We start from the raw sequence: 26,467 nt of genomic DNA on the forward strand, positions 1-26,467 counted from the left end.
CTTGGTGTTGAGAAGAGTTCTCATTTCAATTTACAGTCAGAACATTGAAGAAAATTCGTCACATTTTTGTTAAATAACCTTTATTTTTCATAAAAACCTGAGAGGCAGAGAGGAGTGGGCAAGATGAGTGAGCTGATTAACAACCGTGAAACTGGGGCCCAGGAGACAACAAAGCGGCAGGAGATGCTGAAGGAGATTATCAAGGAACTTCATCAGGGCAAAAGCGTGGAGGAGGTCAAAGCCAAGTTCGAGCAGGCCGTAGGCGATGTATCGGTGGAGGAGATTTCCGCGATGGAGCATGCGCTCATGGAAGAAGAGGGAATTCCCGTGGAAGAGGTGCAGCGTTTGTGCTCTGTGCACACGGCTCTTTTTAAAGGGTCCATAGAAGACATTCACCGTCCTTCCAAGCCTGAGGAGCAGCCGGGGCATCCGGTGCATACCTTCAAGCTGGAGAATCGCGAGATTGAGAGACTGGCCCGCTTTAGCTTGAGCCTGCATAAAGACAAGTATGTTAGGGAGCGCAGCGAGGAGTATGTCTATAAGCTGCTTGAGGATCTTAATCTGCTGATGGATGTTGACAAGCACTACAGCCGAAAAGAGAATCTGCTGTTTCCGTATCTTGAGAAATACGGCATTTTCGGGCCGACCAAGGTGATGTGGGGCATTGACGACGGCATCCGGGCTATGATCAAGGAAGCGAAGCAGCTTCTAACGAATGAGCCGAGAGATGCGGAAGCCATTGGTGCCTTGCTGGATAAAATCGTGACAGAAGTGACCGAGATGATCTACAAGGAAGAGAACATTCTGCTGCCGATGGCGCTGAACAAGCTTACTGAGGATGAGTGGCTCAAGATTGCTCACGAGAGTGAAGAGATCGGCTATTGTCTCACAGCTCCGGAAGTAGAATGGAAGCCGGACCGGGCGCCTGAACCGCAAGAAGCGGCTGGGGCTGATCCCAAACAAGGGTATGTCCGTTTTGAGACAGGCTTGCTGTCCGTTCAGCAGCTTGAAGCGATCATGAACCACCTGCCTGTGGATCTGACCTTCATCGATCAGGATGATGTGGTCCGCTATTTCTCTCATGGAAAGGAACGGATCTTCGCCAGAACCAAGGCGGTGATTGGGCGTACGGTGCAGAACTGCCATCCGCCGCAAAGCGTGCATGTCGTGAACGAGCTGCTGGAGGATTTCAAAGCCGGACGCAAGGACGTGGAGGACTTTTGGATTCCGATAAAAGATAAATTTGTATATATCCGTTACTTCGCTATTCGCGATGAAGATGGCCGTTATATGGGAACTCTGGAATTCACGCAGAATATTGCTCCTATTCGGGCCTTGGAGGGACAGAAGCGGATATTATCTTAGAGCAATAGACATAGCCTAGAAGTTGCGTACAAGAGCAGCGGGATGATGAGCTTTCGAGAGACATCCCCACTGCTCTTTTTGGTCATGGAGCTAAGGCCCATTCACCAAGGGTCCTTTTGCCATCTGTTTAGGTAAAAAAGCCTTATTTTAGGCCTAGTTTTGCCCTGTCCCTGTCTCTTGACCAAGGGGATGGGTTCGCTTATAGTGGGTAACGTAGGTGCAAGTATTTTATATTAGATAAGGTGGCTTGTGAAATGTCTGAACAAATCTACGTGGGTGTCGATCTGGGCGGTACGGCGATCAAAGTCGGGATCTGCAACGAGCAAGGGAAGCTTCTTCACACATACGAAGGACCGACCGAGGTTGAAAAGGGCGTGGATACCGTTATTGACAATATCGAACGGTATGTTCGCCAAATCGTTGAGGAATCTCCTTTTAATTGGGATCAGTTGGCCGGGGTAGGTGCCGGTGTAGCCGGGTTTACCAATGTCCAGGAAGGTATTATTATTCTCGCGCCCAATGTAGGTTTCCGGGATGTTCCGATTCGCGCGATTCTGGAAGAGCGGCTCGGCAAGCCAGTCAAGATAGATAATGATGCCAATGTTGCAGCCTTGGGCGAAGTATGGGGCGGCGCTGGCAAGGGCGTGGATCACTGTGTATGCTATACGCTGGGAACGGGTGTAGGCGGAGGAATCATTATCGGCGGTAAGATTTATCAAGGCTTCTCAGGCCTTGCAGGGGAGCTTGGACATATGTCCGTTGTTCCGGATTTGGAAGCGATTCAGTGCGGCTGCGGCAAGATGGGCTGCCTGGAGACAGTATCGTCCGCTACAGGCATTATCCGTATGGCCAAAGATGCCGTAGAGCGTGGAGACCGCACTTCGCTGGCGACAGTTGAGAATATTATGGCCAAGGACGTATTCGATGCGGCTAAGCAAGGTGATGAAGCTGCTTTGCGTATTGTGAACCGGGCAGCCTTTTATTTGGGCAAATCGCTTGCAGCTGTATCGACCGTTCTGAATCCAGAGCGTTATATCATTGGCGGCGGTGTCTCCAAGGCAGGGGAAATCCTGTTCCAAGAGGTGCGTGCCGTATTTGCCAAATTCACACCGGAGCCGCTGCAGGAGAAGGTTGAGATTGTTCCTGCTATTCTTGGCAACGATGCAGGCATGGTTGGTGCTGCCGGTCTGTTCCTTCGCTCTTAAATAACGGGGATAGCCGGAATTAAATAGAGAAAGAGACTGTGAGGGAGGAAATGGCGATGCCGGAGAAGGAACATACTTCGTTAGCGAACTTGATCATTATTACAGGTATGTCGGGAGCCGGAAAGTCACTGGCTGTTCGCAGCCTGGAGGATCTAGGATTTTTCTGTGTGGACAATTTGCCCCCGGTACTGATTCCGAAATTTGCCGAGCTCATCGAGCAATCGAAGGGTAAGATCGCCAAGGTCGCGCTGGTTATTGATTTGCGCGGGCGGGAATTTTTTACGGCGCTTTCTGAATCACTGAACTTTATTAAGGATCACTTTACGATTCACAGCGAAATTTTGTTTCTGGACGCTACCGATTCCGTACTGGTGCAGCGTTACAAGGAAAGCCGGCGCCGTCATCCACTTGCCCCACAAGGTATGCCGCTTGATGGGATTCGCCTGGAGCGGAAGATGCTTGAGGAATTAAAGCACTCAGCCACACAGGTGCTGGATACAAGCAATATGAAGCCGGCACAGCTTCGGGAGAAGATTATATCTAGATTCTCGCATTTGGAAAGCAGCAATTTATCCGTTAATATTACTTCATTCGGATTTAAATATGGCATACCTATAGACGCCGATCTGGTATTCGATGTGCGCTTTCTGCCGAATCCTCATTATATCGAGCAGCTGCGCCCGCACACTGGACAAGACAGCGACGTATATGAATATGTAATGAAATGGCCTGAGACGCAGAGTTTCTTGACCAAGCTACTGGATATGCTTCATTTCCTGCTTCCGCAGTATCATAAAGAGGGCAAGAGCCAGGTAATTATCGGCATCGGTTGTACGGGCGGTAAACACCGTTCTGTGGCGATCGCTGAATATTTGGGCCGGATGCTTGGATCAAGCGAGACGGAGACGGTCCGTGTGAGCCATCGGGATGCTGACCGAGACCGGCCCTAAGAGGTGAATAAAATTGATCATTCGGTCTCATAAAGAAAGGGTGCCGCGCATCGTTGTGATGGGCGGCGGCACCGGTCTGTCTGTGATGCTGCGCGGCTTGAAAGAGAAGCCGCTGGACATCACAGCCATCGTGACCGTAGCGGACGATGGAGGGAGCTCCGGCATCCTGCGCAGCGAGCTGCAAATGCCCCCTCCGGGCGACATTCGCAACGTGCTGACGGCGCTTGCCGATGTAGAGCCGCTGTTGTCTGATATGCTGAGCTACCGTTTTTCAAGCGGCTCCGGACTTGCCGGACACAGCCTCGGCAATCTGATTTTGGCCGCGATGACAGATATCTCCGGCGATTTTGTGACGGCGGTGCGCGAGCTGAGCCGTGTATTTGCTGTCCGCGGACGCGTGCTTCCGGCTGCCGGGCAGGCGGTTGTACTGCATGCGGAGATGGAAGATGGACGTGTAATAACAGGTGAATCTAAGATTCCTGAAGCTTTGGGCCGGATCAAACGCATTTTTCTTGAACCGGAACAGGTGGAGCCGTTGCCTGAGGCTTGCCGGGCTATTGAAGAGGCCGACGCGATCCTTATTGGCCCTGGAAGCCTGTATACCAGCATTATTCCAAACCTGTTAGTGCCAAAGCTGGCAGAAGCCGTATTGGGCAATACTGAGGCCATTAAAATTTTTATATGTAATGTTATGACACAGCCTGGGGAAACAGATAATTATACGGTGAGCGATCACCTTCAGGCGGTTTATGAGCATGTAGGCCATCATTTATTTGATTATGTCATTGTCAATGACGGTGAGATTCCTGCCCAGGTTCAAGACTTCTATGCCGAGAAGGGTGCGAAGCCCGTAGAGATTGACTGGGATGTCGTAACAGGAAGAGGATATAAGGTCATTGCAGACACGCTGGTGCTGTTCCGCCGTTATCTGCGTCATGATGCGGATAAGCTGAGCCACCACATCTACCAGCTGGTGCAGAACTGGATAATACGAAAGAGGTGAGTCCCTTGTCGTTTGCGGCGCAAACCAAAAAAGAACTGACCTTGGTCGAAGCCGACGCCTGCTGTGAGCGGGCCGAGCTGTCGGCGCTGATCCGGATGAATGGATCCGTGCAGCTGTCGAGCAAAAAGGTCATTTTGGATATTTCAACGGAAAATGCCGCGATTGCAAGGCGGATTTATTCTTTGATCAAAAAGTATTTTGAAGTGCATACCGAGCTTCTCGTCCGTAAAAAAATGCGTCTGAAGAAAAATAACGTCTACATTGTGCGGATTCCCGCCAAGGTGCAGGAAATTCTGAAGTCGCTCCATATTGTATCCGAGGGTTTTATTTTTACTCCCGGAATTCATGAGGAGCTAACGCAGAACAATTGTTGCAAACGTGCGTATTTGCGGGGAGCCTTCCTCGCTGGCGGTTCGGTGAACAATCCGGAAGGCTCTTCTTATCATTTGGAGATCGCTTCGATGTATGAGGAGCACTGCCAGGCGCTTGTGGAGCTGGCTTCGGAGTTTCATCTGAATGCCCGCTGTATTGAACGCAAGAAGGGCTTCATCTTCTACATCAAAGAAGGCGAGAAGATCATTGAGTTTTTAAGCATCATTGGCGCCCATCAGGCATTGTTCAAATTCGAGGACGTTCGGATTATGCGCGATATGCGCAATTCCGTGAACCGGATTGTGAACTGTGAGACGGCCAATCTGAATAAGACCATTGGAGCGGCCGTTCGCCAAATTGACAATATTAAGCTGATTCAGAAGGAGATCGGCCTGGATAACCTACCTGATAAGCTGCGGGAAGTTGCTGAGGTCAGACTCGCCTATCCGGACATCAATCTGAAGGAAGTTGGCGAGCTGCTCAAGGGCGGTGTCAGCAAGTCGGGAGTCAACCACAGGCTCCGCAAACTTGACGAGATGGCCGAAAAAATTCGCGGAAGCTAAATACTGGTTTGCAGCTAGGTATGTATGGTATAATTAGAAAAATAAAATGTTCAAGCTACTCAAGAGTGAATACGTAATAGGGGGTAAGGGTTTTCATGATCAAACACCCGGTAACCGTTCGTTTGAAGACAGGGCTTCATGCCCGGCCGGCAGCGCTTTTTGTTCAAGAAGCAAATAAATACTCGTCTGAGATCTTTGTTGAGAAAGACGATAAAAAAGTCAACGCCAAAAGCATCATGGGAATTATGAGCCTTGCCATCAGTACCGGAACTGAAATTAACATTAGTGCTGAAGGTGCGGATGCGGAACAGGCTGCAAACGCTTTAGTCAGTCTGGTCAGCAAGGAAGAATTGGAGAACCAATAAGCACTTACACTTTTTGCAATTGAAGAAGCGGCGAGCCCTGAACTTTCAGAGCGCCGCTTTTTTGCTATTCCTCTTACTAAATATGTCGTTACAACTTAACGGCTTAATAGATAGTATTCATTGGAAGCAATTCTACAGCCTGTGCAACCTTTGCCAAAAAACCTCCGTTTAGTAGTTAACAATTCAGGCATACTCTAAATTAGGAGGTATTTACAAATGAAGTTTTGGATCAAGCCTTTGGCAGTTACGGTAATCACAAGTGCTATGGTTTTTGGCGGTGCAACAGCGTCTATCTGGGGGCAGCAGGCTGCGGTAGCTTACGCAGATGAAGCTGTATCCCAGCAGAATACAGTTAACGTCGTAGGCACTGGCAAGCTGACGGTGAAGCCGGATGTGGCTTATATCTCCCTTGGGGTAGAGACGACAGCGGGCACTGCAGCAGAAGCTCAGAGTAAGAATGCAGCGATCATACAGAAGTTGAACACTCTGCTCAAGAACACGTGGAAGGTGGAGGCCAAGGATCTTCAGACGGGTCAATTCTACGTTCAGCCCAATTATGTATATAACGATAAAGACGGCCAAAAGGTGAACGGGTACATTGCTCGGCATACCCTGCAGGTGACTTATCGTCAGCTCGATAAGATCGGCCAGCTGCTGGACGATGCCTCTAAAGCAGGAGCGAACAAAATTGACAATATTCGCTTTACAGTAGAGGATGAGGATCAATTCCAGACAGAGGCAATCAACAAGGCGATGGCTAATGCCAGTATGAAAGCCAGTGCGATTGCTAAGGCGGCTAATCGTCAGCTTGGCAGTGTGCTGAACGTTACGCAGGGCAGCGGCGGAGTTGTGGCGCAATATGATCAAGCTTATAGTGTGAAAAGCACTGCGGAAAGCGCCAGTGCCTCCACCGTGGTGGAGCCTGGAACGATTGAACTTACTACGACCTTGAGTGTTCAATATGCACTAAAATAACAGCATTCAAGTGCCTGATATGCAAAGGCTGCCCCTTCTTTATAAGAAGGATGGCGGCCTTTGTTTATTATTGTCAAACTTAAATTTCTTTGGTCTGCTGGCGGGCGGATCCCAGAAAGTTGTTGTAACAGCGGTCAAAACACGGTATATTGGATATGCAAAAAAATGCACATAACCAGCTGCTAAATCTTGAACCTCTAAGTTCATTCGCAGCATTTGTCGATAAAGCCATACCCATGGATATGGCTTTTTTTACTTAATTAGGCCGGAAAGATGGACCGGTAATAAAGGAGTTGGTGCACCCATGATTGAGCTTCTGCAAGTGGAGAAGCGCTTTGCGGGACAGCTTGTTGTGCACCCGCTGTCGTTGACCATTAATGAAGGTGAGTTTCTCACTTTGCTGGGACCTAGCGGCTGCGGCAAAACAACAATTTTACGCATGATCGCAGGCTTTGAACAGCCTACAGACGGTCAAATTCTACTGGACGGACAAGATTTGACAGAACTTCCGCCGAATCGGCGTGATTTGAACCTTGTATTTCAACATTATGCTTTATTTCCGCATATGACGGTGGAAGATAATATTGCATTTGGTTTGAAGATGAAGAAGTTATCCAGAACCGAAATCGCTTCCCGTGTGGAAGAAGCCGTAGCCATGACGCAATTGACCCCGCTGGTCAAGCGTTATCCGCATCAGCTTTCCGGCGGGCAGCAGCAGCGTGTAGCTATCGCCCGCGCGATTGCGAATAAGCCGAAGGTACTCCTGCTTGATGAACCGCTTGGAGCGCTTGATCTTCAGCTGCGGAAGAACCTGCAGACCGAACTGAAGCAGCTGCAGCGAAGCCTTGGCATTACCTTTGTCTATGTCACGCATGATCAGGAAGAAGCCATGATGCTGTCAGACCGCATTGTGATTATGAATAACGGGCAAGTGGAACAGATTGGAACACCTCGTGAAATTTACGCTACGCCAACCACATTGTTTGCCGCTACCTTTGTGGGCGAGAATAATATTTTCTCCCAGGATGGGCGGCTGTTTGCTGTTCGGCCTGAGAAGCTTGTTCTGCTGCGGGACAGTCAGGGAGCGAAGCGGACCGGAGTTATTGAGGATGTGCTGTACCTGGGCAGCCTGCACAAGGTTGTAGTTCAGCTGGACAATGAGCCAATGAAGGTCTCCATTGCGCTTGACTTCAAGGACGAGCGCCCATGGGGAATCGGAGAGCAGGTAGGTGTGGGTTGGCAGTCTCAGGATGAGGTGGTTATCGGGGCATGAAGAAGAAGTCAGGACTTGTCGTACTGCCGGTAATGCTGTGGCTGGGCCTGTTTCTGGTTATTCCCATGCTGATTGTCGTAGGCATCTCTTTTATGCAGCGTGATGAGCTGGGCAATCTGGTCTATTCCTTTAGTCTTGAAGGCTACGCCCGGTTCTTTGATCCTTTATATTTAGGGATCTATTGGGATACCATTGTTCTGTCGGTTGTAACGACCGTGCTCTGTCTGCTGCTTAGCTACCCGCTGGCTTATTATATTGCCCGGTCGGGCCCAAGAATGCAGACATGGGGACTGGCGCTTGTGACCATCCCGTTCTGGATTAACTTCTTGATCAGGACTTATGCCTGGGTGCTGCTGCTTCGTACGCAAGGAGTAGTGAATGAACTGTTCTTAAATCTCGGCCTGATTGATGCCCCTATGCAGCTCTTGTATAACAAAGGCGCGGTGCTTCTCGGCATGGTGTATACCTTCTTGCCGTTCATGGTGCTGCCCATTTATGTGGCGATTGAACAAATGGACCGCCGCCTTCTGGAAGCGGCGAGCGATCTCGGTGCCTCTCCGTGGAAGGCATTCCGTCACATTACGCTGCCGCAGACCAAGTCTGGTATCATAACAGGATCGGTTCTGGTGTATGTCTCAACGACAGGGATGTTTGTAGTTACCGATATATTGGGCGGAGCTAAGTCATCTATGATTAGCAACATTATACAGAACCAATTCCTAGGGGCGCGCAACTGGCCCTTTGGTGCGGCGCTTTCCGTTATTTTTGTAATTACGTCGCTAGTGCTAATCATGCTGTTCAATAAAGCTATGTCATCTCGGCATTTGAGCGTGAAGGAGGGACGCGGATGAAGACGAAAAACAACCCATTACTGGGTATTCACTCGCTGCTCATGATGATCTTCATCTACGTGCCGATTGTGTTTATTGTTTTATTCTCATTTAATGATTCCAGGTTATCCGCGCAGTGGAGCGGATTTACTTTTGACTGGTACAGGTCCCTGCTGGACAATGAAAATGTCATGGATGCGCTGAGCAACAGTCTCATTGTCGCAGTAGTTTCGACTATTTTTGCTACGATTCTGGGGACGATGGCCGCACTGGCTATGCGTAACATCCGCAGCAAGTGGAAGGGTACGATGAGCGGGCTCTTATATCTTCCTGTTATTATTCCGGATATTATTATGGGCTTGTCCCTGCTGGTGCTGTTCACGCAATTCCATTTCTCACTTGGGAAGCTGACGGTAATTATCGCACATATTACGTTCAGTCTGTCATATGTGTATGTCATTGTGAATTCGCGCTTGGCAGGCATGGGAGCACAGCTGGAGGAAGCAGCACAGGACCTTGGTGCCAGCGGCTGGCAGACTTTCAGGCATGTGACCTTGCCGCAGATCATGCCGGGGATCATCTCAGGTGCGATCATTGCGTTTACGATGTCCATTGATGATTTCATGGTGAGCTTTTTTGTATCCGGTCCGGATTCAACGACCTTACCGATTTACATTTATGGTCAGGTCAAACGGGGTATTTCCCCGGAAATTAACGCATTATGTACGATTTTAATTGTGGTGAGTGTGCTACTCATCTTCTTGGCCCAATTTGTATTGAATCGGGGCAAGGGGCAGAAGAAACGCTCAATGCTACCTTTTTAGGTGAAAGAGAGGAGATAAAACGTTGAAAAAAGGATTCAAAGCACTGGCAGTACTGCTCGTTGCTATGCTGGCTACTCTGAGCCTAGCAGGTTGTGGGAGCTCGAAGGAAACGCTGAATATCTACAGCTGGGCGGATAACTTTGATGAGAATGTCCTGAAGGACTTTGAGAAAGAATTCAATGTTAAAGTTAATTACGCAGTCTATGCAAATAATGAGGATCTGCTTGCGAAGATTAAGGCTGGGGGCAGCGGATACGATCTGATTCAGCCTTCCGACTACATGGTGTCTACCATGATCAAGGAAAACCTGCTGGAGCCGCTGAACAAAGCGAATATCCCGAATATCGCCAACATTGCAGATACCTTTAAGAGCCCTTCTTTTGACCCAGATAATAAGTACTCCGTGGTGTATACATCCGGTGTAACGGGGATTGCTTATAACAAGAAGTACGTGAAGGACATTCCTAACAGTTGGGCCGATCTGTGGAAACCGGAGTATAAGGGGAAGCTGCTGCTGCTTGATGATAACCGCGAAGTGATCGGAATGGCGCTGAAGAAGAACGGCTTCTCGAACAGCTCCACGGATGAGAGCCAGATCAAGACGGCTGTAGACGACCTTAAGACACTGCTGCCAAGTGTGCTTGCCTTTGATACGGATACCATCAAACAGAAGATGATTCAGGAAGAAGGTTGGATCGGAACAGTATGGTCCGGTGATGCTTCTTATATTGCGAAGGAGAACCCTGATGTGGGTTATGTGGTGCCTAAGGAAGGTGGCACGATCTTCTCGGATAACTATGCCATTCCTAAGGGCGCTAAGCACAAGGATCTGGCCGAGAAGTTTATCAATTACATGCTCGATCCTAAAGTAAGTGCGAAGAACTATGAGAGCATCGGCTATAGCGATCCGAACGTGAAGGCGATGGAATTCCATGGTGCTGAATATAAAGCCGATAAGATGATTAACTTGTCCGAGGATGAGCTGACCCGCACAGAATGGCTTAAGGACGTAGGCAACACGCTGCAGACCTATGACCGTTATTGGACTGAGCTGAAGAGCGGACGCGAATAAATGAAATAAACTTAAAGGTTTGCCCCACTGGGGCAGGCCTTTTTTTATTTGGTCCGTTGATGTTGTAGGACAAATCCCCGGTCCGATCCCGCAAGACTATCATATGCTGATAAAGAGTCAGGATGTGAGGAAGGAGGGCATTTATGGGCTATCTCTATACAGCGATAGGCGATTCATTAACGACCGGATTCGGCGCTTTGCCGGGCAATGGCTTTGTCCCTGTCTATCGGCGAATGGCCGAGAATCGGCTACGCCAGCAAATCACCGTGAACAATCTCGGTGTGAACGGGCTAACCTCTGGAGCGCTGCTTGAGCGCATAGGCCACCCCGTGTATCGTCAGGCCCTTCAGCAAGCGCAGCTAATTACGATCTCCATTGGCGGGAATGATCTGATACAAGCTGCGAAAGCTGTGCGGAGAGAGCCGAAGCGGGAGGCAGAGATCTTTCGCAGTTCTCTAGCAGCTTGCATCAACCACTTCGATCGAATTATCCGATCGATTGGTTCTTTAAAGGCTGGATTCGCGTCTCCTTATATCGTGCGTGTTGTAGGGCTGTATAATCCGTATCCTCAAATTCAGGAGGCCAGCTCCTGGGTGACTCGCTTTAACCGTCAGGCCGGGGGATATAGTAGCTTGTCTTATGGATTTGCGGACGTCTATGGATTGTTCTATGGTCATGAAAAGTCGCTGCTGTCTTTCGATGGGATCCACCCAAATGGCCGTGGATACCGCAAAATTGCCGAACGGCTGAATAGCCTTGGCTATGGTCTGCTGTAAGGCAAATGAAGCCTGCTCTCTTTGGAAGATAGCTGAGAGCAGGCTATAATTCTGTCATTATTGTAGTCTGATCGTTACCTTCTGTGTAACTTCTCCTGGGGTAGATCGCAATATAATGGACCGAGGGAAAGGCAGATGGGTAATTAAATCCCCATATCTAAACCATCCAAACCATAACCAACTATAAATCATTAGCCAAAGGGGACAAGCAATTAATCATGAAATTGTATAGATCTGCGGCTTCTGCCGTACTTTCAGCGAGTTTATTATTAGGGGCTTCTGCTCTTCCGGCCCTGCCTGCCTGGGCTGCGCCAGTCGCTCCTGTTACAAAAGGGCAGCCTTCGGTGGCCCTTAGTCTAAATGGCCAGCTGCTGTCTCAGAAGGGAAGCATCGCAGAGGAGGGGACGCTGATTCCGCTTTCCGTTATTCGGGATGGCCTGGGACTCAAGATTTCTTATGAAGCGAAAACGAAGAGCTATGCTATTCAGCGCGGTACTACAATAGTAAGGCTTACACCGGGCCCCTCCAATTGGGCGGACACTTCAGTGAACGGCGCCAAACAGATAGAGGGATATCTATGGGTGAACAATAAAGGGCTGAATTCGGTCTCCGTGCGGGTACTCTCTGACCATCTTGGTTACCGCACCGAGTGGAACAATTCCACAAAGACGGTGAACCTCATCCCGCTCAAAACCAATGCGGTCACCGTTACTGCCGGCACCTTATCGGAGAGCAGCAAGACGATTGACATCTCTATTCAGTACCCGCAAATCTCCGGGCTTACGGATGCGAAGGTGCAATCCTCCATGAACCAGCAGTTTAAAGATCAAGCGGAAGCCTATCTGAAAGATGTCAAGAAGCGGGCAGCTGAATTGGGTCCGGCACAGAACGGTTTTAAAAATGAAGTGAAAGAGAGCTACTCTGTTACCTATAACCAAAATGGGATTATCAGCTTCCGGACACAGAGCTATGAATATTACGGTGGAGCTCATGGCATGAGCGTTCTAGGTGGCTTGACCTTTAACTTGAAGAGCGGTCAAAGTTTAAGCTTGAAAGATCTGCTTAAGTCTAATCCGGATTATGCAAAGGTTCTGAGCGCCAAGGTGAAGACCAAGCTGGAGAAGGAGCCGGGTTATTTCGGGGGCTTCAAGACATTGGGGGCAAACCCGGATTTCTATTTGAAGGACGAAGGAATCGTCATTTTCTTTCAGCAGTATGATTATGTGCCTTATGCAGCCGGGCTGCTGGAATATTATTTCCCGTTTGCTTCACTGCTTCCCCAGGGTGCTAATCCATTTGAACAATAACGTTAAGAGTAGAGGAGAAACTTAAAATTGTATTTACTCATCACGAAAAGAACGGATCAATTCAATGCGAGCTTTATTCAGCCGCATTATGATTATTTGAGTAAGCTTGAAGAAGAGGGGGTGTTAATCGACTTTGGCCCATTCGGGGACGGTTCAGGGGGAGCCTATCTGATCAAGTGTACTTCTTGGGAAGAAGCTCTGGAGACGGCGAATGCAGATCCCTTATCCAAAGCGGCTCCTCAACAGTGGAAGTTAAGGAGTGGAAGCTAAGCAAATTTAAGCAATGATATCTAAGCAAAAAGCCAGGTCCTTGGGTACAGGTCCTGGCTTTTCCGCTGTTTAGATCATTATAATTATACGCCCTCTGAAGTAACCTTCTCGATTACTTTATCTACAATGCCGTATTCTTTAGCTTCTGCAGCACTCATGAAATAGTCGCGGTCCGTGTCTTTCTCGATGCGTTCCAGCGGCTGGCCGGTACGTTCTGCGAGGATCTTGTTCAGGGAATCGCGCATTTTGAGAATGCGGCGGGCACGGATTTCGATATCCGTTGCTTGGCCTTCAGCTCCGCCCAGCGGCTGGTGAATCATGATCTCGCTGTTAGGCAGTGCGAAGCGCTTACCCTTGGCGCCGGCATTCAGCAGAAATGCTCCCATGGAAGCGGCCATACCTACACAGATCGTAGATACATCGGATTTGATGAACTGCATCGTATCGTAAATAGCCATGCCTGCGGTAATGGAGCCGCCAGGGCTGTTGATGTACAGATGAATATCCTTGCCAGGATCTTCAGCATCAAGGAACAGCATCTGAGCAATGATGGAGTTGGCCACCACGTCGTTCACTTGAGAGCCAAGGAAGATGATCCGGTCTTTGAGAAGTCTGGAATAAATGTCGTAAGCACGCTCACCGCGGTTACTTTGTTCGACGACCATAGGAATATAACTCACAATAAACCCTCCTAATAAAGTGTAATGGAGCCTGCTCTGTAGTTCTGTCTTGAGTAAGAAGGGAAAGCAGGTTGGTGCATGGATTCGTATCCGTCTCAGGATTGACCAAAATAGTGGAATTAAAACCCTGAGATAGAAGGAACCGCTGTTTTATAACCTCATCATATACAATTTCAAACATAAAGTCAAAGAAAGTCAAACTAATTGCATCAAAAAGGCCCGATCCCTCGGGCCATTGGTTAATTCATAATATAGGAATTTCTTCAAGATATGTAAGTTGTTGAATAATTATGGCGCGCCCGCGAGGAATCGAACCTCGATCTCAGGCTCCGGAGGCCTACGTCATATCCATTGGACCACGGGCGCACTAATTAAAGTGACAAAGATGATTATAGGACATTCATAAGCAAAAAGCAAGCCGAATTGCTAATTATCTTTGGAGGAAAATGAGCCCATAAAGTTGTTTTGAATAAATGAAGTAAATATTGTTTATTCTACGGTCGATAGGCTTGCAAGAGGCACAAAAATTGGTTAGAATACAGGTGGGACTTAAAAAGTTATCCCGGGACATTTTTGGACCACCCGAGAAGAGGAGACAGTCGAAGTTGCAGGAGTGAAGACATGCGAAATTTGTTGGAGATCCAAAAGCAGCTTTTGCCTGATCTCATGGACATTCTCAAAAAAAGGTACACCATACTTCATCAGATCATGCTTGAAGGAGTGATCGGCCGAAGAACTTTGGCCGGTGCCTTGAACATGACGGAACGCGTGCTGCGTGCCGAAACGGATCTTCTGAAGGCTCAGGGGCTGATTGAAATCGAGAATGTCGGTATGAGAATCAGCGATGCAGGGCGAAATCTGCTTGAGCTAATGGAACCGGTCGTGAACGAACTGTTCGGACTGGCCAATCTGGAAGATAGAATCCGCAAGGCTTACGGGCTGCGGAGGGTGATTGTGGTACCGGGGGATTCTGAAGATTCACCGCTGACCAAGCGAGAGCTTGGCCGGGCAGGCGCGAGGGCTCTTCTTAGCGTAATGGGTGAGAACGACGTCGTTGCCGTAACTGGAGGTTCAACACTGGCCGAGATGGCAGAGCAGTTAACACCGTCTTCATCTCCTATTAAAGGCAGCTGGTTTGTACCTGCACGCGGGGGATTAGGAGAGAGTCTGGAGATTCAAGCCAACACCATTGCTTCGGGTATGGCTAAGAGGGTTGGTGCCAGCTACCGGCTGTTGCATGTACCGGATCTGCTGGGCAGAGAAGCATACGACTCCTTAGTGCATGATCAGAATATCCAGGAAATCGTCAGCCTAATCCGCCGAGCGAAGATCGTCGTTCATGGTATCGGCGATGCGATGGAGATGGCACGAAGACGTAAGCTGGACAGTGAAATGGTAGCCGTGCTTCGACAGGAAGGGGCTATCGCGGAATCATTTGGCTATTACTTTAATGAACAGGGAATTGTCGTCCATAAGATGCTTACCTTGGGGCTAAAGCTTGAGGACATCATGACTACGGATACCGTAATCGGTATAGCTGGAGGACGCAGCAAAGCCAAAGCCATTCACGCCGTGCTCCGGTTCGGCCATGAAGATATTCTGGTCACGGATGAGGCGGCAGCCTTAAAGATTGTCAGCGAGCTCGATTAACTATGGTTACTCATGACAGGCCTCACGGTCTGTCTTGAATAAATAAATTAAAAATACAATTTCTGGGAGGATCTATCATGAGTGTAAAAGTAGGTATTAACGGATTTGGACGTATTGGACGCTTGGCTTTCCGCCGTATTCAAGAAGTGGAAGGCATTGAAGTAGTAGCAATCAACGACTTGACCGACGCTAAAATGTTGGCTCATTTGCTTAAATATGATACAACTCAAGGTACTTTCAAAGGCGACGTTGAAGTACATGACGGCTTCTTCAAAGTAAACGGTAAAGAAGTTAAGGTTCTGGCTAACCGCAACCCTGAAGAACTTCCTTGGGGAGAGCTTGGCGTAGATATCGTTCTGGAGTGCACAGGCTTCTTCACAACTAAGGAAAAAGCTGAGCTTCACCTGAAAGGCGGCGCTAAGAAGGTTGTTATCTCCGCTCCAGCTACTGGTGACATGAAGACGATCGTTTACAACGTAAACCATGACATCTTGGACGGAACTGAAACTGTAATCTCCGGCGCATCTTGCACAACAAACTGCCTGGCTCCTATGGCTAAAACTTTGCAAGACAAATTCGGTATTGTTGAAGGCCTGATGACTACAATCCATGCTTACACTGGCGACCAAAACACTTTGGATGCTCCGCATGCGAAAGGTGACTTCCGTCGTGCTCGTGCAGCGGCTGAAAACATCATTCCTAACACAACTGGTGCTGCTAAAGCCATCGGTCTGGTTATCCCTGAACTGAAAGGCAAATTGGACGGCGCTGCTCAACGCGTACCAGTACCTACTGGTTCCCTGACTGAGCTGGTATCTGTTCTTGAAAAGAACGTTACTGTAGAAGAAGTTAACGCAGCTATGAAAGAAGCTTCCGATCCACAAACTTATGGATATACTGAAGACGAAATCGTATCTTCCGACATCAAAGGTTTGACATTCGGTTCCCTGTTTGATGCTACTCAAACTAAGGTTCTGACTGTTGGCGACAAACAACTTGTTAAGACTGTTGCTTGGTATGACAACGAAATGTCCTACACTGCACAGCTCGTTCGTACTTTGGAACACTTCGCTAAACTGGCTAAGTAATTTAAATATTACTTGTCAGAGCTTCGCGAACTATAGAGCGGAAACATATTATCTGTTTCCGCTCTTTATACATGAAATGGTTTTTCCTTGAATTGCAGATATGTAAATTTTAAGGGTGCGGAGGAACAGTGATGAATAAAAAGAGTGTACGTGACGTAGAAGTAACCGGAAAACGCGTGTTTGTACGCGTGGACTTTAATGTACCGTTTGAAGATGGAAAGATCTCTGATGACAAGCGAATCCGTGAAACACTCCCAACAATCAATTATTTGATTGAAAAGGGTGCGAAAGTGATTTTGGCGAGCCACCTGGGTCGTCCAAAAGGTCAAGTAAATGAATCCATGCGTCTTACTGCTCCTGCAGAACGTTTGTCCGAGCTGCTCGGCAAACCGGTTCAAAAAGCGGATGAAGCTGTAGGCGAAGCTGTTAAAGCAAAGATTGATGCAATGAACAATGGCGACGTGCTTGTGCTTGAGAATGTGCGCTTCTACCCTGGCGAAGAGAAGAATGATCCAGAGCTTGCGAAGCAATTTGCAGAGCTTGCGGATCTGTTCGTAAATGACGCTTTTGGTGCTGCTCACCGTGCCCATGCTTCAACAGAAGGCATTGCTCATTACCTGCCAGCTGTATCGGGTCTTCTGATGGAGAAGGAACTGTCCGTACTGGGCAAAGCCCTGTCCACCCCAGATCGTCCTTTCACAGCTATCATTGGCGGATCCAAGGTAAAAGACAAAATCGACGTGATCGATAACCTGTTGAACATTGCAGACAACGTGCTGATCGGCGGCGGTTTGGCTTACACCTTCTTCAAAGCACAAGGCCATGAAATCGGCCTGTCTCTGTGTGACAATGATAAGCTTGATGTGGCCCTCGGTTTCATCGAGAAGGCTAAGAAGCTCGGCAAGAACTTCCAGCTTCCAGTGGACATTGTGATCGCTGACGATTTCAAAGTAGATGCAAACACAGATGTAGTAGGCATTGATTCCATTCCTGAGAAATGGGAAGGCGTGGACATCGGACCTAAGACTCGCGCGAAATATGCTGAGATCATTAAGAACTCCAAGCTGATTGTTTGGAACGGACCGATGGGCGTATTTGAAATGGAACCATTCGCTAATGGTACGCGTGAAGTTGCTGAAGCTTGTGCAACTACAGAAGGCTACACCATTATCGGCGGCGGTGATTCTGCAGCAGCTGCAGAGAAATTCCACCTTGCTGACAAGATGGACCACATCTCTACAGGCGGCGGTGCTTCCCTGGAATTCATGGAAGGTAAAGCACTCCCTGGCGTTGTGGCATTGAATGACAAGTAATGAAACCTTTATACTTATAGAGTCATGAAATCTGCAGCCTGTCCTACTTGGGTTGGGAGGGGCTGCAGATACGAAATAGAACAACAGGAGGGATGAGCCGCATGAGAACACCAATCATTGCAGGGAACTGGAAGATGTTCAAGACTGTTCCCGAAGCCAAAGCCTTTTTCGCGGAAGTGAAAGGCAAAGCGGAAGTGGAAGGCGTAGAGTCCGTAATCTGCGCTCCGTTCACGAACTTGCCAGCTCTGGTAGAAGCGGCAAAAGGAACTTCGATCAAGATCGGAGCTCAAAATTTGCATTTTGAGGATGAAGGAGCTTTCACAGGCGAAGTCAGCGGTGCCATGCTGAAGGATCTCGGTGTGGATTATGTCATTATTGGACATTCAGAGCGCCGTGCTTATTTCGGAGAAACCGACGAAATCGTCAACAAGAAGGTTCATGCTGCATTCAAATACGGCATCACTCCGATTCCTTGCGTAGGCGAGAAGCTTGAAGAGCGTGAAGCTGGCCAAACCAAGGACGTTGTAAAGGTGCAAACCACTGCAGCGCTGCAAGGACTGACTGCTGAGCAAGCTGCTCAAGTTGTCATTGCTTACGAACCAATCTGGGCCATCGGCACAGGCAAGTCCTCCACTTCACAGGATGCCAATGAAGTGATCGCGTACATCCGCAGCCTCGTTGCGGACCTGTATGACAGTGAAACTGCGGGCAAGATCCGTATCCAATATGGCGGCAGCGTGAAGCCAGAGAACGTAAAGGAATATATGAGCCAAAGCGATATCGACGGTGCGCTTGTAGGCGGAGCCAGCTTGCAACCGGCATCCTACATCTCGCTGGTTGAGGGGGCAAAGTAAGATGTCTGCACCAAGACCTGTAGCATTGATCATTATGGACGGCTTCGGTCTTCGCAACACGGTGGAGGGCAACGCGGTTGCTCAAGCCAAGAAACCGAACTATGACCGTTATCTGAAGGAATATCCAAATACGACTTTGACCGCATGCGGTGAAGCCGTAGGTTTGCCTGAAGGACAGATGGGCAACTCCGAGGTAGGTCACTTGAATATCGGTGCAGGACGCATTGTATATCAAGACTTGACTCGGATTTCCAAGTCCATTCGCGAAGGTGAGTTCTTCGACAATGAGACGCTGGTAGAAGCTGTACGTGTAGCGAAGAAGAACGGCAAGAAGCTGCACCTGTACGGGCTGCTGTCCGATGGCGGCGTGCACAGCCACATCGACCATCTGTTCGCAATGCTTGAGCTAGCTAAGAAAGAGGATATGCACGAAGTTTACATCCATGCATTCCTTGATGGACGCGACGTTGCTCCAGATAGCGGCAAAGGCTACCTGCAGCAGCTGATCACTAAGATTGAAGAAATCGGCGTGGGTAAAATTGCGACCTTGTCGGGACGCTATTACTCCATGGACCGCGACAAGCGGTGGGAGCGTGTTGAGAAGTCCTATCGTGCCATCGTGTATGGCGATGGACCGAAGTACACGGATCCGCTTGCAGCTGTTGCTGATTCTTACAACAACTCGGTATTCGACGAGTTCATGGTTCCTACCGTTATTGTCGACGGACAAGGTAATCCGGTGGGCCCCGTGGAATCCGGCGATTCCGTCGTATTCCTGAACTTCCGTCCTGACCGTGCTATTCAGCTGTCTCAGGTATTCACCAACCTGGACTTCCGCGGCTTTGACCGTGGTCCGAAGTTCCCTGAGAACCTGCATTTCGTCTGCCTGACGCTCTTTAGTGAGACGGTAGGAGGATATGTGGCTTACTCTCCGAAGAACCTCGACAATACGCTGGGTGAAGTGCTGGTACAGCATAACAAGAAGCAGCTTCGGATTGCAGAAACCGAGAAATATCCGCATGTTACGTTCTTCTTTAGCGGTGGACGTGATGTAGAGCTTCCTGGAGAAACTCGGATTCTGATTAACTCACCGAAGGTTGCGACCTATGACCTCAAGCCAGAAATGAGCGCTTACGAAGTAGCAGCTGCAGCTGTGAAAGAGATCGAAGAGGAGAACTTCGATACCATAATCCTGAATTTCGCGAATCCGGATATGGTAGGTCATTCTGGTATGCTTGAGCCAACGATTAAAGCGGTTGAAGTAACAGATGAGTGCGTAGGTAAAGTGGTGGATGCAGTAGTTGCCAAGGGCGGCGTAGCAATCATTATCGCTGACCATGGTAATGCGGATATGGTATTTGATGAGAACGGCCGGCCGTTCACGGCACATACCACCAATCCGGTTCCATTCATCGTAACTTCCCATGATGTAGTTCTGCGTGAGAGCGGTATTCTGGCCGACGTAGCGCCTACAATTCTTGACCTGATGCAGCTTCCGCAGCCTGCGGAAATGACAGGTAAATCTATGATTGCAAGCCGGAAGTAAGCCTTCCGGAATACTTAACATCAATTAAAAAATAACCTTTAAAAGGAGATCTTTCACATGACGATTATTTCTGACGTATACGCACGCGAAGTCCTTGACTCCCGCGGTAACCCAACAGTAGAAGTAGAAGTATACCTTGAGTCCGGTGCTATCGGACGCGCTATCGTACCTTCCGGTGCATCCACTGGTGCTCACGAAGCCGTTGAGCTTCGCGACGACGACAAATCTCGTTACCTGGGCAAAGGCGTTCTGAAAGCTGTTGAGAATGTTAACGAGCTGATCGCTCCAGAAGTGATTGGTATGGACGCTCTTGACCAACTTGGCATCGACAAGCTGATGATCGCTTTGGACGGAACACCTAACAAAGGTAAATTGGGTGCGAATGCAATCCTGGCTGTATCCATGGCTGTAGCACGTGCAGCAGCTGACGCTCTGGACCTGCCTCTGTACGTATACCTTGGTGGATTCAACGCTAAGCAGCTTCCAGTACCAATGATGAATATCGTTAACGGCGGCGCACACGCTGACAACAACGTTGACGTTCAAGAGTTCATGGTTCTGCCAGTGGGCGCACCTAGCTTCAAGGAAGCACTTCGTATGGGCGCTGAAATCTTCCACAACCTCAAATCCGTACTGAAAGGCAAAGGCTTGAACACTGCAGTTGGTGACGAAGGCGGCTTTGCTCCTAACTTCACTTCCAACGAAGATGCTCTGTCCTCCATCATCGAAGCGATCGAAAAAGCTGGTTACAAACCAGGTGAAGACGTATTCTTGGGTATGGACGTAGCTTCCACTGAGTTCTACAAAGACGGTAAATACCACCTGGAAGGCGAAGGCAAATCCTTCACTTCTGCTGAGTTCGTTGACCTGTTGGCTTCTTGGGTTGACAAATACCCAATCATCACGATCGAAGACGGCTGCTCCGAAGACGACTGGGAAGGTTGGAAATTGCTCACTGAGAAACTGGGCAACAAGATCCAACTCGTGGGTGACGACCTGTTCGTAACGAACACTGAGCGTCTGTCCAAAGGTATTGAAGATGGAATCGGTAACTCCATCCTGATCAAGGTTAACCAAATCGGTACCCTGACTGAAACCTTCGACGCTATTGAAATGGCTAAACGTGCTGGTTACACAGCTGTTGTATCCCACCGTTCCGGTGAATCCGAAGACAGCACAATCGCTGACATCGCGGTTGCAACGAACGCTGGCCAAATCAAAACAGGTGCTCCTTCCCGTACAGACCGTATTGCGAAGTACAACCAATTGCTCCGTATCGAGGATTCTTTGGGAGAACTGGCTCAATACAACGGCCTGAAATCCTTCTACAACCTGAAAAAATAAGAAGCCTCCCCGCTTCATAGGGAATAAGCTTCTGAGAATAGCCCAAGACCCCAGGTTCTGCTTATGAGGACCTGGGGTCTTTTTTATTCGGAGAGGCATTATAGATTCGACAAGTAACTCGTCATAGAAGTGTCGAACTGTCCCTGTCGTGAATCAGGTATAATGGAATTAGTGGCAACCGTATATTTATATCAAATGGCAAAGGGGGGAGAACGGATGAAGCATACTTTTGAGCTGAATGCGGTCTGGAACGGCGGGCGCAATAGCGAGGGGACAATTGAAGCAGGCAAACTGAAGACACAAATCTCCATTCCAACGGAAATGGGTGGCCCGGGTGTAGGCACTAATCCGGATGAGATGCTGCTGGGAGCGGCGGCGACCTGCTATTTGATATCTCTTGCGGCTATGCTGGAGCGGGCAGGCATTGAGACAGTGAGCCTGACTCAGCAGTCTGAGGGGATTGTAGATGTTACAAATAACATTTTTACGTACGAGCGGATCATTCATCGCCCTCATATCGTACTCAAAGCAGGCAGTGGAGAGCGAGAGGTTGAGCGGGCCCGGCTGCTGGCAGGCAAGGCAGAAGGCTCATGCATGATCTCTCGCGCTATTAACGGCAATGTAGGGCTATCCACAGAGCCGATCATTCGCATAGCTGAAGCTGAAAAGAAATGAAGATACGAAGATCTGATCAAAGGTAAAAGGCTGAGATCCGGCTGGCTCATCAGGAGCGCAGGGGATTTCAGCCTTTTTTATTCATGATGCAGTTAGCCTTGAAGCCCCATCGTCTCGGCAATCAGATGATAGGACCGCAGGCGTGCATCGAAATCATGGATCGGTGCATTGATCAGCAGTTCATCGGTCCGGTACTGCTTCGCTAAGAGCAGGAGCTTCTCCTTGACCTGTTCGGGAGTGCCGATCACGCGGAAGCTCCTTGCTTGCTGGAGACGGCCACGATCATAGTCCGAGTAATGATAGGCCTTGGAGGTGGCGACAGCAGGCAGGTATGGCATCTCCATGCCCTGCTCCAGCGCGAGGAAGTACAGCTCTGTGCTGCTTGCCAGGTCGCTTGCTTCTTCTTCAGTCTCCGCACAGATGGCCAGAACCGCGGCCAGGGAGCGAGGCTGCTGCTCCATTAAGGAAGGAGCGAATTCTTCGTGGTACATGGCCGTCGACTCCTCCCCGCCGGGCGTACCGAAGAATTGGGCGAACGCATAGGACGCCCCTACCTCGGCTGCAAGCTTAGCTGTACCACCGCTGGAGCCGAGGAGCCAGAGCTCGGGAGCCGTAGCTACGGAAGGGGAGGCCAAGAGACCCCTGAACCGGTGGCTGTCCGGCAGAGCATCGTGCAGGTAGGCGACAAGGTCAACCACCTGCTGGGGATACGGGTCGGCCGTATGGTAGCGGCCCTCCTGCAGCGCTCGGGTTGACAGGGGACGCCCACCGGGCGCCCGGCCCACACCGAGGTCGATTCTGCCGGGATACAGCGCTTCAAGCAGCCGGAAATTCTCGGCGATCTTATAGGCGCTGTAATGCGGCAGCATGATGCCTCCCGAGCCTACCCGGATGCGGGAGGTATGGGAAGCCAGGTGAGCGATGAGCACCTCGGGGCTGGAATGGGCCAGGCTGCGTGAGCCGTGGTGCTCGGAGACCCAGTAGCGCGAATAGCCCAGCTCTTCGGCTTTCTTGGCCAGCCGGGTCGTATTCGTGAGCGCCACAGCGGGGCCGCTGCCTTCTAATATATGAGATTGGTCAAGAATACCAAGCTTTAACATGTTAATCACCTCGTGATTCACTTTATCAGACCGCTCTGAAGAGGTCAAAATAGGTGTAATAAGGACAAGGTATTTTCCTGGACTTGTATAAGTATTCTTGTTTTCAATATGGAGCTGTGGTACACTATAAGTACTGTTTATGTTCACGGACTTATGGATAGTATGAGATAGATGTAACCAAGCTTAGGAGGTGGATTGAATGGATATCTTTTTGAAGGTGCTGCTTGTTATCTTTTCTATCGGTTTGATTACGGTCGTTCTTCTGCAAAAAGGAAAGAGCGCGGGCCTTTCCGGTGCCATCTCCGGGGGTGCGGAGCATCTGTTTGGCAAGACCAAAGCTCGGGGTATGGAGCTGGTTCTGGAGCGCGCAACAGTGGTTATGGGCGCTGGATTTTTCATCGTCTCCATTGTCGTCGCAGTTTTTCAGTAGTCATAAATAAGCTAATGATCGAAGCCTTCGTCTTCCTTTCGGAAGAGGGGGCTTTTTTTATTGCCTGTTCTGCAGGCTGCGCCCGAGAAAATAAGGAAGGTAGCGTCAACTTTTTTCCCTTGTCGTTTTTCTCCGAAAATATTACAATTTTATTATACAACTTGGAATACATGACAAAAACTTACGGTGAACAAGGAGTCTGAAGAGAGTCGGAACTTAGTTCCCTTCAGACCGCTTGAAATTAGAAAGAAGTGGAGGCGTTTTTGCATGTACAAGCTGGTGCAAACGGATAGGGAGCTGCAGCAATTTAATGGAATCTGGACCAAGGCCTGGATCGAGAAGGGATTTGAACTGGAATTTTCGGAAGGAATCGTGGACCGGATTTTGGTCTATGACGAACTTTGCCAGCCGGTGGGAACGGTGGAGATTAAGCCCTATCTGGCGGGCAGCCCTTTGGATGAGGTTGCGCCCTTTCAGGAGCAGGACATTCTTCAAGAATCCCGTGAATGTGGGTTACTGGCAGAGGTAGACAAGGTCGCGCTGCTCAAAGAGCACCGGGGCAAGAACATTAACCGCCTGCTTTCGACTCTGACGCGGTATGCAGAGGATCATGACATTCACTATTACGTGTCTTTACTGGATCCAATTTTGTACCGTGCTCTGCGTATCACCTTTCATCTGCCAATGGACCGGGTAGGCGGCAAAATATTTTATAAAGGAGCGGATGTCATCCCTATCATAATTCATGCCAAACAGATTTATAGCCATAAGGGGGATTATGACTGGTTCTATGTACCTGCTGCATCAGAGCAGACTATGGTACTAGGTTAGCAAGGAAAAGCACCACTGCATACATAATAAGCACACATACGCAGCAAAATGAGCTTGGATAGCAGTAAATAGAGGCCTTTCCCGGAGAACACCGCGGAAAAGGCCTCTTCTTCGTTGTATAGGAAGCGGATTACATCAGGATGGGTGGATTCTCGTGCTGTTCAGTCCAAGCGCTATCCTGGTGTGGCTTGGAAGGGTCCGCGCTCTCTGCGCTGCCCATCTCGGACTTCTTGTTGGACAGCTTCACAATAAGGTCATTTAACTCCTCATAGTGATTCACAATCTCGTTGATCTTGCTGTCCTGGGTCTCAATGCCGGCGAGGATCTCTTCTACAGCCCCCATGTTTTGCTGCGTGCCCTCGGCAAGGGTTAAGATCTCAGCGGTAATGCGCGCATGGCTCTCATGAATCTGATAAACGGATGAATTCATAAGGCCGGATTGCTCATGAACATGAACGGCATTGCGAGATACAGCTTCAACAAGCTTCTGTACCTCCTGGGTTTCTTCTTCGCTGTTATGTATAGCTTGGTGGCCCAGCTGAATCTGTTCAGCGGCCTGTCCAATCTTATTCATGGTATCGTTAAGGATTTGGTCAATTTCAGCTGTGGAGCGGCGGGAATCCTCGGCCAGCTTACGGATTTCTCCGGCTACGACAGCGAACCCTTTGCCGTGTTCCCCGGCATGAGCGGCCTCTATGGCTGCATTCATGGCCAGCAGATTGGTCTGACTGGATATATGCTGGATGGTCTGAACCATTTGTCCAATTTGCTGGTTCTTCTTATTTAAGTCTTCCATAACTTCTACCGTAAGTGTGGTCATATGCTGAATCTGGGTGATTTGCTGAGAAAGAGAAGACATACGTTCACCTGCGGCGGAGGTGCTGGCCAGCGTCTCTTCAGAGATCCGCAGCAGCTCGGCAGAGCCTTCGGTGGTCTGTTCTACCATAGTATTCAAGCTGTGAACCGATTGCGTCATATCCTGCATGCTCTGAGATTGGCGTTCCATCGTGCCTGTCACTCCGCCGAAGGTCAAGGTCACTTCTTTTGAGATCGAGCTGGTGACATTTACATTGTCACGAAGCTGAGTACTGAGCCTGTTCAGAATCTGAATGGATGACTGCAGTTCATTCAGCAGGGATTCACTCTGCATCCGGGCCTCTTCGGTGTCCTTCTGCTTCTCCAGGACGGTGCGCTGGAGCTTCTCGCTAAAGCGCGCAGCAAAGGCTAAAGCCGCTGTAATGAAGGCCAGGAATAGCAGCAGATAGCTGAGCATCTCTCCCTCAAATAGCTTATCGTGATAAAAGGGCACCTCAAAGAAATAAGTTGTGATCCCCATGGCAAGCACACCGGCATAAATAATGGGTTTGTAGTTCGCATAAAGCGTCATGAGGCCGATGTTAACGTACAGCAGGAGATAGGTGCTGATGAGCGGGTCCGGGTCGTGGTAAATCAGAAGAAAGGTAAGCAGAGAGGAGATGGTCGGGATGACATACATGACATAAAGGGTGCCCTTCTGTGCGTAGGTCATGTAGGTAGCTACCGTGCAACAGACTCCGCCGATAACCAGCAGGGTCAGCAGAATAGAGGTTTCCACGCCGATCATCAGATCTGTCAGGACCCCGAGAGCGACCATAATCCAAATGATCTTCACAAACATTTTGTTGCGTTTTTGGAGTATGAAGTTGTTTTCCATGGTTCCACCTTTTCTATAGAATATTGGAAATGAGGCTCCTTCTCTTTTGTCGGCTAACAGGGAGGTTTTATTTAGAGAAAGAAGGATAACAAACGATGGGGTGGGCTAACAAA

General features: G+C 49.2%; 26 protein-coding genes and 1 tRNA gene. 23 read left to right on the top strand and 4 right to left on the bottom strand.

Annotation, left to right across the window (positions count from 1 at the left end):
* Positions 1-123: 123 nt before the first annotated feature.
* The 14 genes from DCC85_RS00875 (at position 124) to DCC85_RS00940 (ending at position 13,150) form a co-directional block, all read left to right on the top strand.
* On the top strand, positions 124-1,365 hold the full coding sequence (locus DCC85_RS00875) for a DUF438 domain-containing protein (protein WP_108463867.1): 1,242 nt from the start codon (positions 124-126) through the stop codon (positions 1,363-1,365).
* 254 nt (positions 1,366-1,619) lie between these two features.
* Positions 1,620-2,570 (top strand): ROK family glucokinase, encoded by a 951-nt coding sequence (locus tag DCC85_RS00880; RefSeq protein ID WP_108463868.1) that lies wholly within the window; start codon positions 1,620-1,622, stop codon positions 2,568-2,570.
* A gap of 56 nt (positions 2,571-2,626) precedes the next feature.
* Positions 2,627-3,520, top strand: coding sequence for an RNase adapter RapZ (rapZ, locus tag DCC85_RS00885; protein WP_108463869.1), 894 nt, complete (start codon positions 2,627-2,629; stop codon positions 3,518-3,520).
* 58 nt (positions 3,521-3,578) lie between these two features.
* Positions 3,579-4,523, top strand: a complete 945-nt coding sequence (locus tag DCC85_RS00890; protein ID WP_159081955.1) for a gluconeogenesis factor YvcK family protein — start codon at positions 3,579-3,581, stop codon at positions 4,521-4,523.
* 5 nt (positions 4,524-4,528) lie between these two features.
* Complete coding sequence (gene whiA / locus DCC85_RS00895) at positions 4,529-5,458, top strand: DNA-binding protein WhiA (protein WP_108463871.1); 930 nt, start codon at positions 4,529-4,531, stop codon at positions 5,456-5,458.
* Positions 5,459-5,553: 95 nt separating this feature from the next.
* Positions 5,554-5,823 (top strand): HPr family phosphocarrier protein, encoded by a 270-nt coding sequence (locus tag DCC85_RS00900; protein ID WP_108463872.1) that lies wholly within the window; start codon positions 5,554-5,556, stop codon positions 5,821-5,823.
* 216 nt (positions 5,824-6,039) lie between these two features.
* A complete protein-coding gene (locus DCC85_RS00905) occupies positions 6,040-6,798 on the top strand; it encodes an SIMPL domain-containing protein (RefSeq protein ID WP_108463873.1) in 759 nt (252 codons plus the stop codon).
* Between the two features lie 304 nt (positions 6,799-7,102).
* Positions 7,103-8,071: an ABC transporter ATP-binding protein gene (locus DCC85_RS00910; protein ID WP_108463874.1), complete on the top strand. Its 969-nt coding sequence runs from the start codon at positions 7,103-7,105 to the stop codon at positions 8,069-8,071.
* Positions 8,068-8,922, top strand: a complete 855-nt coding sequence (locus DCC85_RS00915; RefSeq protein WP_108463875.1) for an ABC transporter permease — start codon at positions 8,068-8,070, stop codon at positions 8,920-8,922. The genes DCC85_RS00910 and DCC85_RS00915 overlap by 4 nt, the downstream gene beginning before the upstream one ends.
* Positions 8,919-9,725, top strand: coding sequence for an ABC transporter permease (locus DCC85_RS00920; protein ID WP_108463876.1), 807 nt, complete (start codon positions 8,919-8,921; stop codon positions 9,723-9,725). The genes DCC85_RS00915 and DCC85_RS00920 overlap by 4 nt, the downstream gene beginning before the upstream one ends.
* A gap of 64 nt (positions 9,726-9,789) precedes the next feature.
* A complete protein-coding gene (locus DCC85_RS00925) occupies positions 9,790-10,797 on the top strand; it encodes a polyamine ABC transporter substrate-binding protein (RefSeq protein ID WP_108467650.1) in 1,008 nt (335 codons plus the stop codon).
* 143 nt (positions 10,798-10,940) lie between these two features.
* A complete protein-coding gene (locus DCC85_RS00930) occupies positions 10,941-11,573 on the top strand; it encodes a GDSL-type esterase/lipase family protein (protein ID WP_108463877.1) in 633 nt (210 codons plus the stop codon).
* A 218-nt stretch (positions 11,574-11,791) separates the two neighbouring features.
* Positions 11,792-12,880 carry a PdaC/SigV domain-containing protein gene (locus DCC85_RS00935; protein WP_108463878.1) on the top strand — a complete coding sequence of 363 codons (1,089 nt, stop codon included), beginning with the start codon at positions 11,792-11,794 and terminating at the stop codon, positions 12,878-12,880.
* A 27-nt stretch (positions 12,881-12,907) separates the two neighbouring features.
* Positions 12,908-13,150, top strand: coding sequence for a YciI family protein (locus DCC85_RS00940; RefSeq protein ID WP_234414288.1), 243 nt, complete (start codon positions 12,908-12,910; stop codon positions 13,148-13,150).
* An 83-nt stretch (positions 13,151-13,233) separates the two neighbouring features.
* Here the strand turns inward: DCC85_RS00940 and clpP are convergent, their stop codons facing one another.
* On the bottom strand, positions 13,234-13,830 hold the full coding sequence (clpP, locus tag DCC85_RS00945; RefSeq protein WP_108463879.1) for an ATP-dependent Clp endopeptidase proteolytic subunit ClpP: 597 nt from the start codon (positions 13,828-13,830) through the stop codon (positions 13,234-13,236).
* Positions 13,831-14,121: 291 nt separating this feature from the next.
* Positions 14,122-14,196 (bottom strand) — tRNA-Arg (locus DCC85_RS00950).
* A 255-nt stretch (positions 14,197-14,451) separates the two neighbouring features.
* On the opposite strand from DCC85_RS00950, the gene DCC85_RS00955 reads away from it, so the two are divergent.
* From DCC85_RS00955 to DCC85_RS00985, 7 genes are all read left to right on the top strand, one after another.
* Positions 14,452-15,480 (top strand): sugar-binding transcriptional regulator, encoded by a 1,029-nt coding sequence (locus DCC85_RS00955; protein WP_108463880.1) that lies wholly within the window; start codon positions 14,452-14,454, stop codon positions 15,478-15,480.
* 77 nt (positions 15,481-15,557) lie between these two features.
* On the top strand, positions 15,558-16,568 hold the full coding sequence (gene gap / locus DCC85_RS00960) for a type I glyceraldehyde-3-phosphate dehydrogenase (RefSeq protein ID WP_108463881.1): 1,011 nt from the start codon (positions 15,558-15,560) through the stop codon (positions 16,566-16,568).
* 131 nt (positions 16,569-16,699) lie between these two features.
* Complete coding sequence (locus tag DCC85_RS00965) at positions 16,700-17,881, top strand: phosphoglycerate kinase (RefSeq protein WP_108463882.1); 1,182 nt, start codon at positions 16,700-16,702, stop codon at positions 17,879-17,881.
* A 101-nt stretch (positions 17,882-17,982) separates the two neighbouring features.
* Positions 17,983-18,735 (top strand): triose-phosphate isomerase, encoded by a 753-nt coding sequence (gene tpiA, locus DCC85_RS00970; RefSeq protein ID WP_108463883.1) that lies wholly within the window; start codon positions 17,983-17,985, stop codon positions 18,733-18,735.
* A gap of 1 nt (position 18,736) precedes the next feature.
* Positions 18,737-20,281: a 2,3-bisphosphoglycerate-independent phosphoglycerate mutase gene (gene gpmI / locus DCC85_RS00975; RefSeq protein ID WP_108463884.1), complete on the top strand. Its 1,545-nt coding sequence runs from the start codon at positions 18,737-18,739 to the stop codon at positions 20,279-20,281.
* A 57-nt stretch (positions 20,282-20,338) separates the two neighbouring features.
* Positions 20,339-21,625 carry a phosphopyruvate hydratase gene (gene eno, locus DCC85_RS00980; RefSeq protein WP_108463885.1) on the top strand — a complete coding sequence of 429 codons (1,287 nt, stop codon included), beginning with the start codon at positions 20,339-20,341 and terminating at the stop codon, positions 21,623-21,625.
* A 216-nt stretch (positions 21,626-21,841) separates the two neighbouring features.
* A complete protein-coding gene (locus tag DCC85_RS00985; protein ID WP_108463886.1) occupies positions 21,842-22,300 on the top strand; it encodes an OsmC family protein in 459 nt (152 codons plus the stop codon).
* Positions 22,301-22,392: 92 nt separating this feature from the next.
* Here the strand turns inward: DCC85_RS00985 and DCC85_RS00990 are convergent, their stop codons facing one another.
* Positions 22,393-23,400, bottom strand: a complete 1,008-nt coding sequence (locus DCC85_RS00990; RefSeq protein ID WP_108463887.1) for an LLM class flavin-dependent oxidoreductase — start codon at positions 23,398-23,400, stop codon at positions 22,393-22,395.
* 199 nt (positions 23,401-23,599) lie between these two features.
* Here DCC85_RS00990 and secG point away from each other — a divergent pair, with 199 nt between their 5' ends.
* Together secG and DCC85_RS01000 are read left to right on the top strand one after the other, a co-directional pair.
* Positions 23,600-23,830: a preprotein translocase subunit SecG gene (gene secG, locus DCC85_RS00995; RefSeq protein ID WP_108463888.1), complete on the top strand. Its 231-nt coding sequence runs from the start codon at positions 23,600-23,602 to the stop codon at positions 23,828-23,830.
* Between the two features lie 267 nt (positions 23,831-24,097).
* Complete coding sequence (locus tag DCC85_RS01000; RefSeq protein ID WP_108463889.1) at positions 24,098-24,661, top strand: hypothetical protein; 564 nt, start codon at positions 24,098-24,100, stop codon at positions 24,659-24,661.
* A 130-nt stretch (positions 24,662-24,791) separates the two neighbouring features.
* Here the strand turns inward: DCC85_RS01000 and DCC85_RS01005 are convergent, their stop codons facing one another.
* Positions 24,792-26,354, bottom strand: coding sequence for a methyl-accepting chemotaxis protein (locus DCC85_RS01005; RefSeq protein ID WP_108463890.1), 1,563 nt, complete (start codon positions 26,352-26,354; stop codon positions 24,792-24,794).
* Positions 26,355-26,467 lie beyond the last annotated feature (113 nt).

The organism is Paenibacillus sp. CAA11 (assembly GCF_003060825.1).
GTDB lineage: Bacteria > Bacillota > Bacilli > Paenibacillales > Paenibacillaceae > Fontibacillus.

Bases quoted from the DNA above. Each gene is read 5' to 3' on its own strand.
- DCC85_RS00875 (WP_108463867.1), top strand. From the start codon at position 124: ATGAGTGAGCTGATTAACAACCGTGAAACTGGGGCCCAGGAGACAACA.
- DCC85_RS00880 (WP_108463868.1), top strand. From the start codon at position 1,620: ATGTCTGAACAAATCTACGTGGGTGTCGATCTGGGCGGTACGGCGATC.
- rapZ (WP_108463869.1), top strand. From the start codon at position 2,627: ATGCCGGAGAAGGAACATACTTCGTTAGCGAACTTGATCATTATTACA.
- DCC85_RS00890 (WP_159081955.1), top strand. From the start codon at position 3,579: ATGGGCGGCGGCACCGGTCTGTCTGTGATGCTGCGCGGCTTGAAAGAG.
- DCC85_RS00900 (WP_108463872.1), top strand. From the start codon at position 5,554: ATGATCAAACACCCGGTAACCGTTCGTTTGAAGACAGGGCTTCATGCC.
- DCC85_RS00905 (WP_108463873.1), top strand. From the start codon at position 6,040: ATGAAGTTTTGGATCAAGCCTTTGGCAGTTACGGTAATCACAAGTGCT.
- DCC85_RS00910 (WP_108463874.1), top strand. From the start codon at position 7,103: ATGATTGAGCTTCTGCAAGTGGAGAAGCGCTTTGCGGGACAGCTTGTT.
- DCC85_RS00915 (WP_108463875.1), top strand. From the start codon at position 8,068: ATGAAGAAGAAGTCAGGACTTGTCGTACTGCCGGTAATGCTGTGGCTG.
- DCC85_RS00920 (WP_108463876.1), top strand. From the start codon at position 8,919: ATGAAGACGAAAAACAACCCATTACTGGGTATTCACTCGCTGCTCATG.
- DCC85_RS00925 (WP_108467650.1), top strand. From the start codon at position 9,790: ATGCTGGCTACTCTGAGCCTAGCAGGTTGTGGGAGCTCGAAGGAAACG.
- DCC85_RS00930 (WP_108463877.1), top strand. From the start codon at position 10,941: ATGGGCTATCTCTATACAGCGATAGGCGATTCATTAACGACCGGATTC.
- DCC85_RS00935 (WP_108463878.1), top strand. From the start codon at position 11,792: ATGAAATTGTATAGATCTGCGGCTTCTGCCGTACTTTCAGCGAGTTTA.
- DCC85_RS00955 (WP_108463880.1), top strand. From the start codon at position 14,452: ATGCGAAATTTGTTGGAGATCCAAAAGCAGCTTTTGCCTGATCTCATG.
- gap (WP_108463881.1), top strand. From the start codon at position 15,558: ATGAGTGTAAAAGTAGGTATTAACGGATTTGGACGTATTGGACGCTTG.
- DCC85_RS00965 (WP_108463882.1), top strand. From the start codon at position 16,700: ATGAATAAAAAGAGTGTACGTGACGTAGAAGTAACCGGAAAACGCGTG.
- tpiA (WP_108463883.1), top strand. From the start codon at position 17,983: ATGAGAACACCAATCATTGCAGGGAACTGGAAGATGTTCAAGACTGTT.
- gpmI (WP_108463884.1), top strand. From the start codon at position 18,737: ATGTCTGCACCAAGACCTGTAGCATTGATCATTATGGACGGCTTCGGT.
- eno (WP_108463885.1), top strand. From the start codon at position 20,339: ATGACGATTATTTCTGACGTATACGCACGCGAAGTCCTTGACTCCCGC.
- DCC85_RS00985 (WP_108463886.1), top strand. From the start codon at position 21,842: ATGAAGCATACTTTTGAGCTGAATGCGGTCTGGAACGGCGGGCGCAAT.
- DCC85_RS00990 (WP_108463887.1), bottom strand. From the start codon at position 23,400: ATGTTAAAGCTTGGTATTCTTGACCAATCTCATATATTAGAAGGCAGC.
- secG (WP_108463888.1), top strand. From the start codon at position 23,600: ATGGATATCTTTTTGAAGGTGCTGCTTGTTATCTTTTCTATCGGTTTG.
- DCC85_RS01000 (WP_108463889.1), top strand. From the start codon at position 24,098: ATGTACAAGCTGGTGCAAACGGATAGGGAGCTGCAGCAATTTAATGGA.
- DCC85_RS01005 (WP_108463890.1), bottom strand. From the start codon at position 26,354: ATGGAAAACAACTTCATACTCCAAAAACGCAACAAAATGTTTGTGAAG.